At 60.0% G+C, this 14214-nt stretch carries 14 protein-coding genes and 2 pseudogenes; 10 read left to right on the top strand and 6 right to left on the bottom strand.

All coding sequences use genetic code 11. The features are described 5' to 3' along the window. Positions 1–386 precede the first annotated feature (386 nt). The 3 genes from ABIB35_RS18555 to ABIB35_RS18545 all read left to right on the top strand — a co-directional run bounded on the left by ABIB35_RS18555 (position 387) and on the right by ABIB35_RS18545 (position 4859). Positions 387–1175 (top strand): hypothetical protein, encoded by a 789-nt coding sequence (locus tag ABIB35_RS18555; RefSeq protein WP_354183214.1) that lies wholly within the window; start codon positions 387–389, stop codon positions 1173–1175. After that, a complete protein-coding gene (locus ABIB35_RS18550) occupies positions 1172–3874 on the top strand; it encodes a phospholipase D-like domain-containing protein (protein ID WP_354183213.1) in 2703 nt (900 codons plus the stop codon). The genes ABIB35_RS18555 and ABIB35_RS18550 overlap by 4 nt, the downstream gene beginning before the upstream one ends. 343 nt (positions 3875–4217) lie before the next feature. Next, positions 4218–4859 carry a hypothetical protein gene (locus ABIB35_RS18545; protein WP_354183212.1) on the top strand — a complete coding sequence of 214 codons (642 nt, stop codon included), beginning with the start codon at positions 4218–4220 and terminating at the stop codon, positions 4857–4859. 72 nt (positions 4860–4931) lie between these two features. Here ABIB35_RS18545 and ABIB35_RS18540 read toward each other — a convergent pair whose 3' ends face one another. Further along, the gene (locus tag ABIB35_RS18540; protein WP_354183211.1) at positions 4932–5057 is read right to left on the bottom strand and encodes a zinc-ribbon domain-containing protein; all 126 of its coding nucleotides are present in this window, start codon (positions 5055–5057) and stop codon (positions 4932–4934) included. Positions 5058–5515: 458 nt separating this feature from the next. Here ABIB35_RS18540 and ABIB35_RS18535 point away from each other — a divergent pair, with 458 nt between their 5' ends. The 4 genes and pseudogenes from ABIB35_RS18535 to ABIB35_RS18520 all read left to right on the top strand — a co-directional run. Beyond that, positions 5516–5968: an SHOCT domain-containing protein gene (locus ABIB35_RS18535; protein ID WP_354183210.1), complete on the top strand. Its 453-nt coding sequence runs from the start codon at positions 5516–5518 to the stop codon at positions 5966–5968. A gap of 184 nt (positions 5969–6152) precedes the next feature. Further along, on the top strand, positions 6153–6341 hold the full coding sequence (locus ABIB35_RS18530; RefSeq protein WP_354183209.1) for a hypothetical protein: 189 nt from the start codon (positions 6153–6155) through the stop codon (positions 6339–6341). 1120 nt (positions 6342–7461) lie between these two features. After that, a pseudogene (locus tag ABIB35_RS18525) lies at positions 7462–7509 on the top strand (hypothetical protein); the annotation flags it as partial. 111 nt (positions 7510–7620) lie between these two features. After that, positions 7621–7773, top strand: a pseudogene (locus tag ABIB35_RS18520) (DivIVA domain-containing protein); the annotation flags it as partial. 148 nt (positions 7774–7921) lie between these two features. On the opposite strand, the gene ABIB35_RS18515 reads toward ABIB35_RS18520, so the two are convergent. Beyond that, on the bottom strand, positions 7922–8332 hold the full coding sequence (locus ABIB35_RS18515; protein WP_354183208.1) for a RidA family protein: 411 nt from the start codon (positions 8330–8332) through the stop codon (positions 7922–7924). Positions 8333–8411: 79 nt separating this feature from the next. On the opposite strand from ABIB35_RS18515, the gene ABIB35_RS18510 reads away from it, so the two are divergent. From ABIB35_RS18510 to ABIB35_RS18500, 3 genes are all read left to right on the top strand, one after another. Continuing rightward, positions 8412–8801 carry a winged helix-turn-helix transcriptional regulator gene (locus tag ABIB35_RS18510; protein WP_354183207.1) on the top strand — a complete coding sequence of 130 codons (390 nt, stop codon included), beginning with the start codon at positions 8412–8414 and terminating at the stop codon, positions 8799–8801. A 185-nt stretch (positions 8802–8986) separates the two neighbouring features. Beyond that, positions 8987–9820, top strand: a complete 834-nt coding sequence (locus ABIB35_RS18505) for an isocitrate lyase/PEP mutase family protein (RefSeq protein WP_354183206.1) — start codon at positions 8987–8989, stop codon at positions 9818–9820. 17 nt (positions 9821–9837) lie between these two features. Continuing rightward, positions 9838–11463: a DNA-3-methyladenine glycosylase 2 family protein gene (locus ABIB35_RS18500; RefSeq protein WP_354183205.1), complete on the top strand. Its 1626-nt coding sequence runs from the start codon at positions 9838–9840 to the stop codon at positions 11461–11463. A gap of 413 nt (positions 11464–11876) precedes the next feature. Here the strand turns inward: ABIB35_RS18500 and ABIB35_RS18495 are convergent, their stop codons facing one another. The 4 genes from ABIB35_RS18495 to ABIB35_RS18480 all read right to left on the bottom strand — a co-directional run bounded on the left by ABIB35_RS18495 (position 11877) and on the right by ABIB35_RS18480 (position 14150). Further along, the gene (locus ABIB35_RS18495; protein WP_354183215.1) at positions 11877–12023 is read right to left on the bottom strand and encodes a hypothetical protein; all 147 of its coding nucleotides are present in this window, start codon (positions 12021–12023) and stop codon (positions 11877–11879) included. A gap of 34 nt (positions 12024–12057) precedes the next feature. Beyond that, the gene (locus tag ABIB35_RS18490; RefSeq protein ID WP_354183204.1) at positions 12058–12519 is read right to left on the bottom strand and encodes a hypothetical protein; all 462 of its coding nucleotides are present in this window, start codon (positions 12517–12519) and stop codon (positions 12058–12060) included. Positions 12520–12660: 141 nt separating this feature from the next. Beyond that, a complete protein-coding gene (locus tag ABIB35_RS18485; protein ID WP_354183203.1) occupies positions 12661–13935 on the bottom strand; it encodes an MFS transporter in 1275 nt (424 codons plus the stop codon). 32 nt (positions 13936–13967) lie between these two features. Then, entirely contained in the window at positions 13968–14150 is a 183-nt protein-coding gene (locus ABIB35_RS18480; protein ID WP_354183202.1) for a M20/M25/M40 family metallo-hydrolase, read from the bottom strand. Positions 14151–14214 lie beyond the last annotated feature (64 nt).

The raw sequence follows: 14214 nt of genomic DNA, 5'->3' as shown, positions 1-14214 counted from the left end.
GCCTCGTCCTTGTATTCAGGAGTGAACTCCCGACGTGCTCTTGTCATAGTGAACATTCTCTCTTGTGAGGTGTCCACCATCCGGGGTCAAGGCCAAGTGAACGTCTGCTCGGACTGATTACTTCAGGGGCCGAGCTGATGTCCCCCGGGCCCAAGTCAGATGAACGAGAGCTGAAGCTCGCGTTCGAGGGCCTCCTCGACCTCGCCAAGATGGACTCCATCCCCTGCAGCATCCTGGAGGGGTATCCAAGCCTATGCCTGTGCGGTCAGCACGCACTGGAACGCAGTTGGTTGCGGTCAATCATGTTCCCACCCCAGCTCCTGGGGGACGTAGCCACCCATAGCCGCCGGACACAGACAGCCCTCATGCTCTGCCGGCTTATAGAAATGTATGAGCCCGATAATTTGTCACTGGAACTGAGCCGAAAGCTCATCGCCGACTCAAGAACCTACAGCGACGATCAACTGCGGCGTTTGGAGATACTTCCTGCATGGCGGGGCGTTGTGCTGAGGCGCTGGTATACGTGGGCTTGGCGGGACCTCTGGCGCTGGCTTGTCAACGAGCAAATGACGGGAGCTGTACCCATCGCTCAACTGCAAAATGCACTATCTGAGCACTTACCGGACCAGAAGCTCTCAAACTTCCGTATGGAACTTCCCGAGGGCGTGCAAAAGGGCCGGCTGGTCGATGCCGAGTATAATCCGGCAATTAGCTCGCTGGAGGCCGGACCGAGAAACCTGGCGTGGCTAATGATCGGAGCGGGCCGTGGCGGCCAGCTCTCCGATCACGTGGCACCATATTTCGAAAGCACCGAACGCGAACGCCGAAACTACGAACTGTCCCCGTCATGGTTGAAGGACTTTCTGAACCAGCGGAGCGATCATTCAGTGCGCGACGTCGCGCATGAGCTCACCGGGGTGCTCCTTGCCCGGTCCCAGCGCGTCGCAATGAGCAAGGCATCCTTCACCAACGGGCGATGGCGGGTTCCGACCAGGCTGACAGTGAGGGACGGCTATGCCTTCCGTGTATCCAATGAAGGAGGGGGGCCGGTGTCCCTCCGGTGGGATCAACTTACTCAAGTAATGGGTGGTCTTGGCATGGTCAAGCGTGTCCCGGGTGACTCAAGGGGGAAGGCCGAGCGCTGGACCCTTGCACGGAACGGCCAGGACCAGTGAGCGCGGTGGCAGCCCCGCTGAACGTACCGGAACTATTCCATGAAATGGAGGCGAGCGGTGACTGGGATGTCGAAGAAGCGCTTTTTCTGACTTTCAACGCGGACGTCGCCTTCCTGGAACGAGGCGTCCTGGGCCTTTGCCAGTCAATGGGTGCGCGGGTCACAGTCATCGCGGACGCCGGGATGTGGCGCCCCGATCCGATTGCCATGAAGGGCGCGGGCACCCAGTACCTCGTTGGCCTCGCGTCGCATAGTGGCGCTTTTCACCCGAAACTAACTCTCCTTGTGGGAGGCGACCGGGTGTTAGCGCTGATTGGGTCGGGGAATCTGACAATGGGCGGGTGGCAGCACAATTCGGAATTATGGAATGTGCTTCGCGCCGAGGACGGACAGGCACCGCAGGCCCTTTTCGACTTAGCTGAGTGGCTTGAACTACTGCCTGGCAGTGTGCGTCTCGCGTCGGACCATGCTGCCGCGCTGAACAGGGTCGCTGCCAGGCTGCGCGGCACGCTGGAACGCTTCACTCCCATTGATGACGGAGCGCAACTGATCACCAACCTTGACCAATCTTTCCTGTCACAGCTGCCAGGTGGACCGGTTGATGAGTTGACGTTGTACGCGCCCTTCATTGACGAACACGCGCGCGCGGTCAGGGCGCTGGTAGAACACTTCCCGACCCCCAAGCTCACCCTTGTTGTCCAACCTGGTTTGACCGTGGTCGAACCCCAGGCCTTGGCTAGTGTCCTGAGAGCCCAGACAGGCCTGACCGTAGTCGCCGATACTTCACATCGGTACCGCCATGCGAAATTGGTGGAATGGCGTCGGGGAGCATACCGCCAGGTGCTGACAGGAAGTGCGAATCTGTCGGCCGCAGCCATGCTCGACACCGTAAGCCGCGGTGGAAATGTGGAGCTTGGGATCCTTACAAACGTTGACGAACCGTTATGGCCCGAGCCCGGGCTTGACCCGAACCATCGTGTTCAGCTGGAGAGCATTACAGATATTCCGGCGCTACGGATAGGCACTCTAGCTCCAGAGATGACCGGACTCGCTGTGCCCCAGCTGCTTAGCGGGGTGCTCGTCGGCAATGAACTGAAAATCGAGCTAGCGTATCCGGTCCCGTTCGCCGTCGAGCTCGAATACACCAATAACCCGCTCAATGACTCCTGGAATCGTCTCGGCACGATGGTGGCCGGGCACAGCAATGCTTCATTTCCGGCAGGCCAGCTGGGAGACAGTGCGCTGCTGAGACTCAACTGGGCGGGTGACGACGAAACGATCCTGGCTCGAGGCCCGGCTGTGCCTGCTTCCGTGCCGGAACGGCTCAGAACGCGACCGGCCGCGGGGCGCGCAGCCGGTGGCCCGCGGATCAAGTCGCGCGACGATCTTCTAGGAGTCGATCTCCGCTATCTAGACGCATTCGCAGGCCAGCTCACAAAAATCCACGAAGATGTCACCGCGCTCAAGACCACCCGCAGCAGTGGCACCTCCACCGCATCGGGAGCAGCACGTAACGCCGAATTTGAAGAGGAACCAGCCGCATGGCTCTGGGAACTTGAGCAAACTGCGCAGCACCTTCACGGCCCAGTCTTTTCGGGCTTCGCCCTCGGCCTCCCAACGCCGGTGCAGTCAACGGGGTGGGAGAACTTCGATTCGAGCGAAACCGGCGACCTCGACGCCGATGCCGCCGTGTACGGTGATGACGAGATCGCACCGCCCGCTGACGACCCCGAGCCCGGTGAGCCTTTGATGCATGCAGCCGACCCGTACAGGATCAAGAAAGCCAGACGTGACCGGGTCAGGGCGTTCGCCACGATGCCCGGCCGACTCAGCACAGTCTCCTACCTCGGCCTCGCGCGCCTCGCGCTGTGTTTCTACTGCGCGGGGGACTGGAAAGAAAACGACCCCGAACCCATAAGGCTCGTCTCCTCGTTCCTGAGCAAGGCTCTGGACCAGGCGCATACTTCCGGCGTGGGCGACGAGGCGAAAGCACTGGCCGCCGTAGCTCTGACCTGCGTGCGGCGCAGAGCCGATAACACGGCAACCTCGCCGGCCACCCAGGAGGCGAAAAGGCTGCATGATAGGTGCAGAGATCTCGATCTGGGTGCTGTCCCGCTTCCACTTGTGGCCGAATACACCCAATGCCTGTCCGCGCCCGGCGGCCGACCCCTCGAAACCGCTGATGTCTATGATGAGCTCCAGACATTCTCCGAACACCCTCTGCTGGACGCCGCCATGCTGGCAGCGGAGGGCCATGGATACGACGCAGAAGTGCTGGGGCCGAATAGCCTGCAGATCTCGGTCAGATCGAGGGACCCACTCCAGGGCGCATTGAAAATATTGGCCGCGTCTAAAGTCCCCCTCGGGGTGGTAGCGCTGTCACAGACAACGGGAAAATCGGCCATCGCGTTGTGGTCCGATCCTGACTTGTACTGCATCGAAATCGACGATCGAGACCGGTGGGTCCATTACCGATCCACGCACTCGTTGAACGTGATTCTTGCAGCAATCCAGTCATTTGAAGGCAGACGGTTCAGAGTCGACCACGGACCCTTTAACCAAGCCATCCCCGAAGCGAAGCTACTAGCCGAGCGCCTTGGCGTCCAGATGCCCAGAAAGGCCGGAGTGCCTCAGGGTGTCTGCCCCGCCTGCTACATGGTCCTCACGCCCGCTGGTATTTGTGCGACGTGTGAGGCGTAGTCACACTGATACTGATACGTGGGTACATGCGCAGCGGACTAGGACACAGCCTAAATGGTCTAGCGCCTCCCACACGGTCCCGGCCAGGGGACATTCCGAGGGAGCCTGACAAGGTCAGAGCCCCGAGCAGCCGGTTGCCTCACGAAGATGACGGTCACCGAGATGGCGACGAGCCGGCACCCGGGGCCGACGGGGTCATAGACCGGGGATGGCCGTAAATTCCTGGGACTCGCTTGTGACCCACGCAACTCACGGGCGCCGCCCAATGCGAAGTTTCCAAAACACTAGTTCTCCCGTGGGGCGTGGAAGGAGTGGGACTCCGAGGCGTTGCTAAGGTCGGTCCATGAACATGATTCCCAGCATCCCGCCACCAGTGCAGAATCCGATCAGGTGGAAGCTACTCGAAGCTGTCGCCGCGACCGACTCGACGGACTACGCAGACCTTGTCGTAAAGGCTCCTTACGAGACCGATCGCAACTTCGCCGCGCACTATGCCTTTGCGGCCAAGCGATTGGCGGGCACCTTTTGCGGCAAGCCGCAGGATGACATGATCCTCCTCCCGTTTCTTACGCTGTACCGACAGGCATACGAGCTGGCTCTGAAGTCCTGCCTGGCTGATCTTGCCCGTTGGCGGCGGAAGTGGGTCGACGGAGGAAACCCAGATCTTGAATCCTCAGCAGTCCAAGACCGCATCCGCACTGTCCACGGCCATAACTTTCACAAGCTGTCCAGAGAACTGCGGGAACACTACGATGCCCTTGATCTTGGTGAGGAGTTCCCCACAGATCTCGCGGCGTTGATCGAGACATGGCACCTAACGGATAAACCTGGCACCAGCTTTAGGTACTCGACGGTCAATCAGCCTACAGAGACGGCGCCCATCGATTTTCCGGTCCTGGCCGAGATGCTGGATAACGGCCTCCGGGAGCTATGGGCTGTCGAGGACTGGGTGGATGACCGTATGAGCGCGATTCCCGAGCCTTGAGTGATCTGGGAGCTGTCATGGAGCCTAACAGCTCCGGAAATCGAGCCGCAGGCTCCAAAGGGAGCGCCATCATTACTCAATCCAGCAGGTCAGCGTGTCCTGCGTGGAGTGGCCGTTAGGGCATAGCCACCACACTAGTTGGTTCAGATAGGGGTGAACGTCGTGGGGTGTCAGTTCGCCGTTCAGATTGGGTGCCACTGCGACGTGAATTCCGGGAAGCGCGCCGCGAGCGATGGGCTCACAGAACAAAATTCGGCAGATCTAGACATTCCATACCTCCCCGTACTCGCATCATTGCGTTCGCGGCGGTAATTCCAGTCCCCGTTCATGCCAGCATGTCGGGGCTGGTGATTGAGAAGCTCCGCCATCACCCCGGAATCCATAAGGAAATTTTCGGCGTGGACGTGGCTCTCAGGTTTCAGTTGATTTTTCCGCAGGTTTCCACAACACGACATGGACAAAACCCGCATCTCGACATACGTTCCGCCGCCTCGGGCGAAGATTTCGCGTCGCGGACTCTGTTGGGCGTTGGAAGGCGCCGTGGACGATCACCTCACGTGAGGTTTCGTGTCATACCCGCCTGGGAGAGGGGGTCTGCGGTCATCGCGCCGATATGATTGCCCCAACATCATAAGCGCAATTATTGGGGGGAAACCATGTCCGAAAGCACTATGTCCGAAGAAAGTGCTCCGAAGCGCCGCGGCTGGATCTGGCTCGTCGTGATCGGAGTGATCACGTCGATCATCGGCATCATCGTCGGGTCCACGAAAACCGGCAGCTTATGCGGCAGCGTCTTCAACCCTAAGAGCCTGTCAGCCGAAATTTATGACACCCTGAGCGGCTCTTACGGCGGCGCAGAAGCCAACTGCAGGGAGAGTATTTCGGCAGCCGCCGTCCCGACGTGGATTCTGATCGTCCTTGGCATCATGCTGGTCGTGGCCGGCATCATCGTCCGGTCCATCGGCAACAACCGTCCCACCGTCGTCGCTGCACCTGCGGCACCGTCCGTCGCCTCCCAGATTGAGGATCTGTCCCGGCTCAAGGAGCAGGGACTCGTCAGCGATGAGGAGTTCGAAGCGAAGCGGGCGGAACTACTGTGCCGCCTCTGACCCCGAACGTAGTTATGGAAGGACCCCGGCATGTTTGTCGGAGTCCTTCGTGTTTGTGGTCTCAGGGGCGCCGAAAGGCAGCGCTTTAAGGTTCTACCCGCCTGTCTGGTGAGCGCGGACGGAGTCTCCGCACACATTAGTTGGTAGGGGAGGTACCGGGCCTGCCAAACAGTGAGGAAACCACATGAGTGCCAAGCCAGTTTCCGTCATCCACGGGTTGGTCGAGGCCTTCGAGCCGTCCTTCAAAGACGGAAAGTTCGACCCCTGGAACGAAGCCTACGGTTCGTTCTATCCCAGGGAGCAGCCGGTCGACGGGCTGTATGGCGCCGTCCTGGAGATCTTCGAAGGTGAATGGTTCCGCGTCGCGGCCTGATGGGGAGCGAAGGTCCCACCAACTTCCTGCACTAGCCTGACGCCCTCCGGCGCGCAGCCACCGCCGGCGAGTATGGTGGCACGTGGCACCGCCTGCGTTTACATCTGAACTCCCGCTGAGGACCGGATCGTCACCGCTTAGGACGCCAACGGCAACGAGGTTCCGGCGTTCCGTCAGACCCGGCACCTCCAGCGGAAGGTCTCCACCAGGCTAGTGTTCCCGAACCTTGAGACTGCCGATAGTGCTATTCAGCCCCCTATGGAAGCGCCGCATGCAGCAGCAGAAATGATGCCATAAGCACATCCCGCAGACCGCTGGCCTGGCCGGGGCCGGGACACTGACCGTCTCTGTGGTTGCTGCGAACGTGGCAGGCAGACGCCTGGGAACAGCCTTGGATGGAAGCAGCAGCCTCAGTTCGGGGTCCGACCGTGCGCCGACGGTCATCAGCACTGCAGTGCCATCTAAAGGCGAACCCGCGGGACCATTTCCCCGGCGACCTGCTCAACGATGTGGATACCGAGACCACCGCCGGGGCGCATGAGCGCCCTTCATCGCTGAGCTTGCCAGCGTCCGCACCGACAGCCTGAACCTCACCCCGAAAGGACCCCGGGAAGAATCCCCAGCTAACCGAAGCCACTCCGAAAATGGCCAACTAAGTTGAAACGCCGGCTACTCCACGTGTTCGAAATGTCGCGCGCACGCGGGGGGGTCAACCATACGGAATGGTACAGATAGATCGGAATCTCACACTATTGCCACAGCACCGGACCAAAGTGTCCGGTGCTGTGGTCTTTAACGGGAATCGAAAATGGCAAGGACTTCTGCTAGCCTCGGGCTCGGTTTAATAGGAATGAATACCTCGCAGCGCGCTTGATCCCAACGACAATTGGACACCCATGTCTTTCGAAAAACTGGCGTTTTTTGCTCAGGGCGACAACAACGATGGCGGCAACGTGATTCTCTTTGTGGCACTTGTTGCAGTGGCGTTGCTGGTTGTCTTTATCTGGAAGTCCTTCAAACGCAAGGGGGCACCTGATGCTAAGACGGTGACTCTGGAGAAGCCCAAAACCAATCCCAAGATGAAGCCGGCCATGACTGCGGAGGAAGTTGTCTCCAAGCGGTGCCAGCCACAAAATTCAGGGAGGGGTATGACCAGGATGAGGTTGATGACCTCCTGGACAGAGCCGTCCGGGAATTCCAGCGGCTTCAGGAGGAAAATGAACGCCTCCAGCTGAAGAAGGCCAACCCCCTGAGCGAACCTGCGTTTATAGCCGAACCGATTATCACCGCTGAACAGGTAGTCAAACAGAAGTTCCCTCCCACTAAATTCCGCGAAGGTTATTCGCAGGACGAAGTTGACGACTTCCTAGACAAGATTGTTGTCGGTCTCAGGCAGTGGACCTCTGAAAACGAGCAACTCAGGGCGCAGCTTTACGGAAACGTGAGCTCCTAGAACCTGCGTGCCTGACCCCGGCCGCAGCTGACCCTTAAAGCTGTAGGAAAACAAAGTGCCGTACACGCATGACCTGTACGGCGGCGCCGGCGCCGGATACGGGACGCCGCCGTGGAGAAGAGTGGCCTTAGTCGAGGATGGCGGTGGCCTCAACCTCAACGAGCACATCGGGCTCGAAGAGGTAGTCGACGCCGATGAGGGAGGCGGGCGGCATTGGCATGGGTAGGCCGATCTCCTCGGCGACGGCGTTCACGCCTGCCATAAAGGACTCAATTTTCTCCGGCGCCCACCCGGTCACGTAGAACGTGAGCCGGACGACGTCGTGGAAGCCGGCGCCGGCGCTCTGTAGGCCGGCGTGCGCATTCCGGAGGGCATGTTCGACCTGCCCTGCGAGGTCTCCTGGCGCAGTGGGGGTCCCGTCTGACTGCCGTGCGATCTGGCCGCTAACATACACGTGACGGGTGCCGGTAGCGACGGCGACGTGGTGGTACGGAACGGGCTGCATCAGGCTTTCCGGGGATGAGAGGTGAACGGTCACGAGTAACTCCTTCGATCGAATAAGTGGGTTTCTCATTGATATCTGGTATCTGGCGGTAACTTCAACGAGACTGGGTGTCATGACTGATACCACTAGCGGCCGCGCTCCCGACACCTTTGAGATCAGCGCACCGCATCGCGAACTTCTTGATCAGGTACTCGATAAGTGGTCGTTGGAAATTCTCAATGAGTTGTGTGAGCGGCCGGCGCACTTCAGTGAACTGAGACGCGCCATCCCCGCCGTCACGCAGAAGTCCATGACGGCGACCTTGCGGCGGCTTGAACGCAACGGCATCGTCGAGCGCGTCGTGCTCAGCACCCGGCCGGTAGCTGTGGAGTACCGCATCACCCCGCTGGGCAAGACCCTGCGGCCGCCGATCGACGTGATCCTTAGCTGGGCCGCGGCGCAGATGCCGCTCATAGAGGAAGCCCGGCGCCGGTTCGACGACGAGATCGACGGGCCATTCTGAGCAGTTGCGGAGAGAAATCCACCACTCCGGTGTGAACCCACTCAGACCTCGCCTGATGTGCTGTCAGTTACCGCCCGACTGCGTGAGTACGGCTTCCGGTACCTAAGCGCGACATACGATCAAAGCTAAAGACTGGTGAGGTCCGATTTCCGCCGGACGAAGGCTCCTGGATTTGATGTACTTCGATGGTGGATACAACAAACAATCACAAAACAGCCCTCTTTCGCTCCCTTCACAAAGCGCAGCAACCGCTTAGATTGGCCAATGTATGGGACGTTGCCAGTGCGATGATCACGGAAGCCTCCGGTGCGCAAGCTATCGCAACAACCAGTGCGGGGGTGGCATGGTCACTGGGTTTGCCCGATGGAAGCAAACTCGATCGAGGACAGGCCGTGGCTGCTGTGGCCCGAATCGTCGAGGCCGTGAATCTACCGGTTACCGCCGACATCGAGGATGGCTATGCAGATTCCTCGAAAGGCGTTTCACTGACAGTGACCGAGGTCCTCAATGCCGGTGCTGTTGGTATTAACATCGAGGACGGCAATACGGACCCGGGATCCTTCAGTGAAAAAATTGCTGCGGCAAGGCAGGCCGCCAGCCATGTCGGTGTGGATCTATTCATCAATGCCCGGACAGATGTGTTTTTGTCCGGGAATGGCTCAGAAGAACAGCAAATTGAGGATGCGCTTAAGCGGTCAAACCGCTATGTAGACGCCGGAGCTGACGGAATCTTCGTGCCAGGTGCCACCAATGAGGCTGCCATCATCGCGCTCGTGGAAGGCATCTCGGTTCCTGTTAACGTCATGGTGGGACCCGGATCGATCAGCGTCAGCGAACTCGGTAAGCTCGGGGTGGCACGTATCAGTCTGGGATCCGGTGTGGCGCAGGCTGCTTATGCAATAGCGCAGGTTGCGGCGGTGGAGTTATTCACTGTGGGAACCTATGACAGCGTCGCAGGTGCTCTTGACTATGGAAGGCTGAATGGCCTGTTGGCGTCTTCTCCGGTATTAACCCAGTAATCGACGAGGACGAGACAGTGAAGACCGACCAGCGGCCGCCGCGTGGGACGTATTCCGCGTGTACTTTGGGGCACTCCCTTTTTAATGAGCGCTACCGGGCGATTGACGCCCGCGACGTACGTTTTGACGGGCAGTTCTTCACTGCCGTTTCCTCCACCGGAATCTATTGCCGCCCATCGTGTCCGGCGCGAACGCCTAAACCGGAGAACGTCACGTTCTATCCGACGTCAGCGGCGGCTCAAACTGCAGGGTTTCGGGCCTGCAAACGCTGTTTCCCGGAAGCGGCGCCCGGCACCCCGGAATGGAATCTTCGGCACGATCTCGCGGGCCGGGCAATGCGGCTCATCCTCGACGGAATTGTGGACCGTGAAGGAGTGGAGGGACTTGCCTCCCGCCTTGGTTATAGTGTCCGCCATATCCATCGAGTGCTGGTTTCCGAGCTCGGAGCCGGCCCGCTCTCGCTCGCCCGGGCACGTCGCGCCCAGTCTGCCCGCACCCTCCTGGTCGACAGCGATCTGGCATTGGCGGACGTTGCTTTCGCGGCGGGCTTTGGCTCTGTGCGGCAGTTCAACATCACCATCCAGGAAGTATTCGCCACAACCCCCGGCGATTTACGTGCCCGCTACCGTGGGTCGCTTCAATCAGAAGGATTGCGGGATGAGACCGGTGGACGCCCCTTAACGGTGAGGCTTAGTGTCGACCTTCCCGTGAGGCAACCATTCGATGCAGCCGGCGTTTTCACATTCCTCGCAGCCCGCGCGGTTGCAGGGGTGGAAGCTGCCGACCTCTCGGCACCTGCCTGCTTGCGCTACGCCCGCACCCTTTTGCTTCCCGGGGGACCCGGCGCAGTGGAAGTCACCGCGACCCTGACCAAGACAACCTGGCATGTTCGAGCCCGTCTCGAGTTAGCCACTCTTCCCGATGTCGTCCCCGCCATTGCCCGCGTACGGCGCCTGCTCGACCTGGACGCCGATCCTGTCGCCATCGACACCGCCCTGAGGCAGGATCCTGCGCTGGCACCACTTGTCGAGCGCATCCCTGGAATTCGAGTTCCCGGCGCGGTAGACCCGCATGAACTAGTCATTCGGGCACTCGTTGGGCAACAGATTTCCGTCGCGGCAGCACGCACGCACCTGGGCCGGCTCGCCGCCCGTACCGGTTCGGACTACGTTTCAACCCTCTCCGGCCTCACCCGGCTTTTCCCTACCGTTGACCAAATCGTTGCCGGTATCCCTGAACCCGGCAACGATGAACCGCTGGATCCGGATCGTCCACTCCGCCTGCCAGGCCAGGCCATCCGGGCCCTGCTAACACTGTCGCGGGCATTGAAGAGCGGGCAGCTTACGGTCGATGTAGGGGTGGATGCCGAGACACTTCGGGAACAATTGCTTAGCCGGCCCAGGATCGGACCGTGGACGGCCGCATACATCGCCATGCGTGTCTTAGGAGATCCTGACGCCTGGCTTTATGGCGACGTCGCTCTCATCGCCGGGGCAAAGGGTATCGACCTTCTACAGCACGACGTCGAGAAGGTGGCGGGCCACAGGATACTAGCGGACAGGGCGACACACTGGGCTCCCTGGCGTTCCTACGCGGTCATGCACCTGTGGAGGATGTCAGAACCTGAGCCAGCCCGTCGCTGACTTGGCTGCGGCCGCGTGTTGAGGGCTGTCCGGACAAGGATGGGCTTAAGCCATTTAATGCTGACACTCATATTTCGAGTAGAGGCTCGTCCTTGGGCGGCGCGGTGGGGGACCGGCTTACGGAACAACTGGGCTCGACTCACCGGCAACCGGGATATCTGGTCGGTCCAGTTCTCGAAGTAGTAGCCGTTGCGCAGCAGGACGTAGGGAACGCCGGCGTCCGTGAGAATCACCTCGGTGGTCTTGTGGTCCTGCGCCAGAATTATCTGGTTTGCGTCCACAATCACGGTGCTCGTGTATGCGAGGAGTTCAACGCCCTCGGCCTTCGCGCCCTCGGCCTTCGCGGCCTCGGGAATCAGGCGGGGCCGGAGGTGCGGGGGAGCGCGTGCTTGGCACGTTGGTAATTAGGGGAATCAGGCGAGAACGACGACGTGTTTCCCCGGCTGGCCGCCAGAGGCGAGGGCGCGGTGCGCCGCCGCGACGCCGTCGAGCCCCTGGTAGGTACCGGCAATGGCGACATGGAGGCTGCCGGCTTTGATCGTCTTGAGATAGTGGTCCAGCGCGGCGGCCGGAAGGTCTTCGGTACGAACCGCGTTAGTCGGCGGTTATGCTCACTTCTCGACCGAGGATCAAAGCGATCAGGTCATCGAGAGTTCCGTTGCACTTCTCCAATTCAGGAAGGTGATAGAACGTGCTGGTGGTCCCGGGATTGTCGATGACTTCGGCCGGGGAATGCAGGATTATCCTTCTGCCTTGAGCGATCGCGATGCCAAGCTCAACATGCGTGCCCTTCCCGCCTGGAAGGAGGACCACGACGACGTCGGCACCAGTCACTGCATCCCGCTCATGCTGACCGATGGAGCTCAGATCATCGAGGGTGACGGTACTCCCATCGAGCGCGGACGCGTTCTGGGTCCAGTCGTACGTGTTGACGTAACCCTTGCTTTCCAGGGTTGCGCGATGTACCGGACGTTGACGATATTCCTGAAGCTCGACGCCACATAGAAACTCTGCAACTTCTGCCTCCTGAAGGGAATTGCGACCATTGTTCCTCACTGAGCAGACCGGCGCGCCACGGACCAGTGGCGTCGTCGTGCGTGGTGCAGCTCCACCGCGAAGGCCCCACTTCGCTGCGAATTGATAGAGAGGTGGGGCCTTCTTGGGATTGGAAGTGAACCAATCGTTGATGCTCAGTCCTTAGGGCTGGTTGTAACGCGTTCGCACGAAGAACAAGCCAACCAGGGAAATCACCGCGATGGCCATATAGTACAAACCCGGTGCGCTCAGCGACCCGGTGATATTCAACAGCCAGGTCAGCACCAGCGGCGCAATACCACCCAGCAGCGTCACCCCAACGTTATAGGTGATTGCCAGCCCGGTTCCTCGAATCGCTGCCGGGAACAGCGAGGAGAGCAAAGCAGGAAGCGGTCCAAAGTAGAACGCCATAATCACGCCAAGTAAGCCGATGACTACCACAAGTGTTGGAACCGTTGGATTGGTGACCAGGAGTTGGAACAGCGGCCAAGCAAGGATCAGCGCACCGACGGCCGCATAGGTCATCACCCTTGCGGGTCCCACACGGTCCGCCAGATGGCCAACGAACGGTACGCCAACGAGGGTAACAAGACCGGCAACCACGCCGCCGAGGAATGCCGCGGTTGCGGGGATTTCCAAGTTTGTCACGGCGAACGTCGGCATGTAGAGAATCATGTAAACGGAGATTGTCGCAACACCAATGACAGCAGCACCGGCAAGCAGGCGCCCATAGTGGTCCACGATCAGTGTCTTCACCGGAGAGGAAACCTTTTCACTATGGATGAAATCCTCGGTTTCCGAGAGCCTGGCGCGGATGTAGAGTCCCACCGGGCCAATGAGCAGGCCGACAAAAAACGGCACACGCCAGCCCCAGCTGTTCAGCGCCTCTTCGGAGAGCCCTTCGGTCAGTGCGAAGCCAAAGGCTGAGGCCAGCACCATCGAGGCGCCCTGGCTTGCCACCTGCCAGGAGGAATAAAACGCTTTCTTGTGTGGTGCCGTCTCAATCAGAAATGCAGTTGCGGTGCCGAATTCGCCCCCCGCGGAGAAGCCCTGGATGAGGCGTGAGAGCAGGATAATGACCCCGCCCCACATGCCAACCATTGCGTAGGTGGGTGCCACCGCCATGATCAGCGTGCCGACCATCATCAGCAGCAGGGTCAGTGTCAGCGCATTCTTGCGTCCCTTGCGGTCCGCGTAGCTGCCCAGCACCATGCCGCCCAGCGGGCGGACGAGGTAGGAAATCGCAAAAGTGGCAAAGGTAAGGATCAGGGCGAACGCCGGGTCCGAATCCGGATAGAAGTTCTTGGCAATGACGGTTGCGAAGGTTGCGTAGACGATGATGTCGAACCACTCCAGGGCGGCACCAATGGAGCTACTGATCACCGCCTTCTTAGCGTCTTGAAATTGCTTCGGAGTTATCGTTGCTGGTGCGCTCATAAGGTGCTCCTGGTGGGCGTAAGAGTTGCAGACTAAGTGGTGAGTGCTGCCACAAGGTTATCGATGAATGATTCGCACGCGGCGATCTGTTCCAATTCGATAAACTCATCAGGTGCATGCGCCTGGGCAATGTCGCCGGGACCGCAGACAACCGTGGGAATGCCCGCGTTGAAGAACAGTCCCGTGGCCTTGACCCCGGATGGTGGACACCTCACAAGAGAGAATGTTCACTATGACAAGAGCACGTCGGGAGTTCACTCCTGAATACAAGGACGAGGC

Source organism: Arthrobacter sp. UYP6 (assembly GCF_040547315.1).
Lineage (GTDB): Bacteria > Actinomycetota > Actinomycetes > Actinomycetales > Micrococcaceae > Arthrobacter_B.
This window is presented reverse-complemented; position numbering and strand designations above follow the sequence as displayed.

Bases quoted from the DNA above. Each gene is read 5' to 3' on its own strand.
- ABIB35_RS18555 (WP_354183214.1), top strand. From the start codon at position 387: ATGTATGAGCCCGATAATTTGTCACTGGAACTGAGCCGAAAGCTCATC.
- ABIB35_RS18545 (WP_354183212.1), top strand. From the start codon at position 4,218: ATGAACATGATTCCCAGCATCCCGCCACCAGTGCAGAATCCGATCAGG.
- ABIB35_RS18535 (WP_354183210.1), top strand. From the start codon at position 5,516: ATGTCCGAAAGCACTATGTCCGAAGAAAGTGCTCCGAAGCGCCGCGGC.
- ABIB35_RS18530 (WP_354183209.1), top strand. From the start codon at position 6,153: ATGAGTGCCAAGCCAGTTTCCGTCATCCACGGGTTGGTCGAGGCCTTC.
- ABIB35_RS18510 (WP_354183207.1), top strand. From the start codon at position 8,412: ATGACTGATACCACTAGCGGCCGCGCTCCCGACACCTTTGAGATCAGC.
- ABIB35_RS18505 (WP_354183206.1), top strand. From the start codon at position 8,987: ATGGTGGATACAACAAACAATCACAAAACAGCCCTCTTTCGCTCCCTT.
- ABIB35_RS18485 (WP_354183203.1), bottom strand. From the start codon at position 13,935: ATGAGCGCACCAGCAACGATAACTCCGAAGCAATTTCAAGACGCTAAG.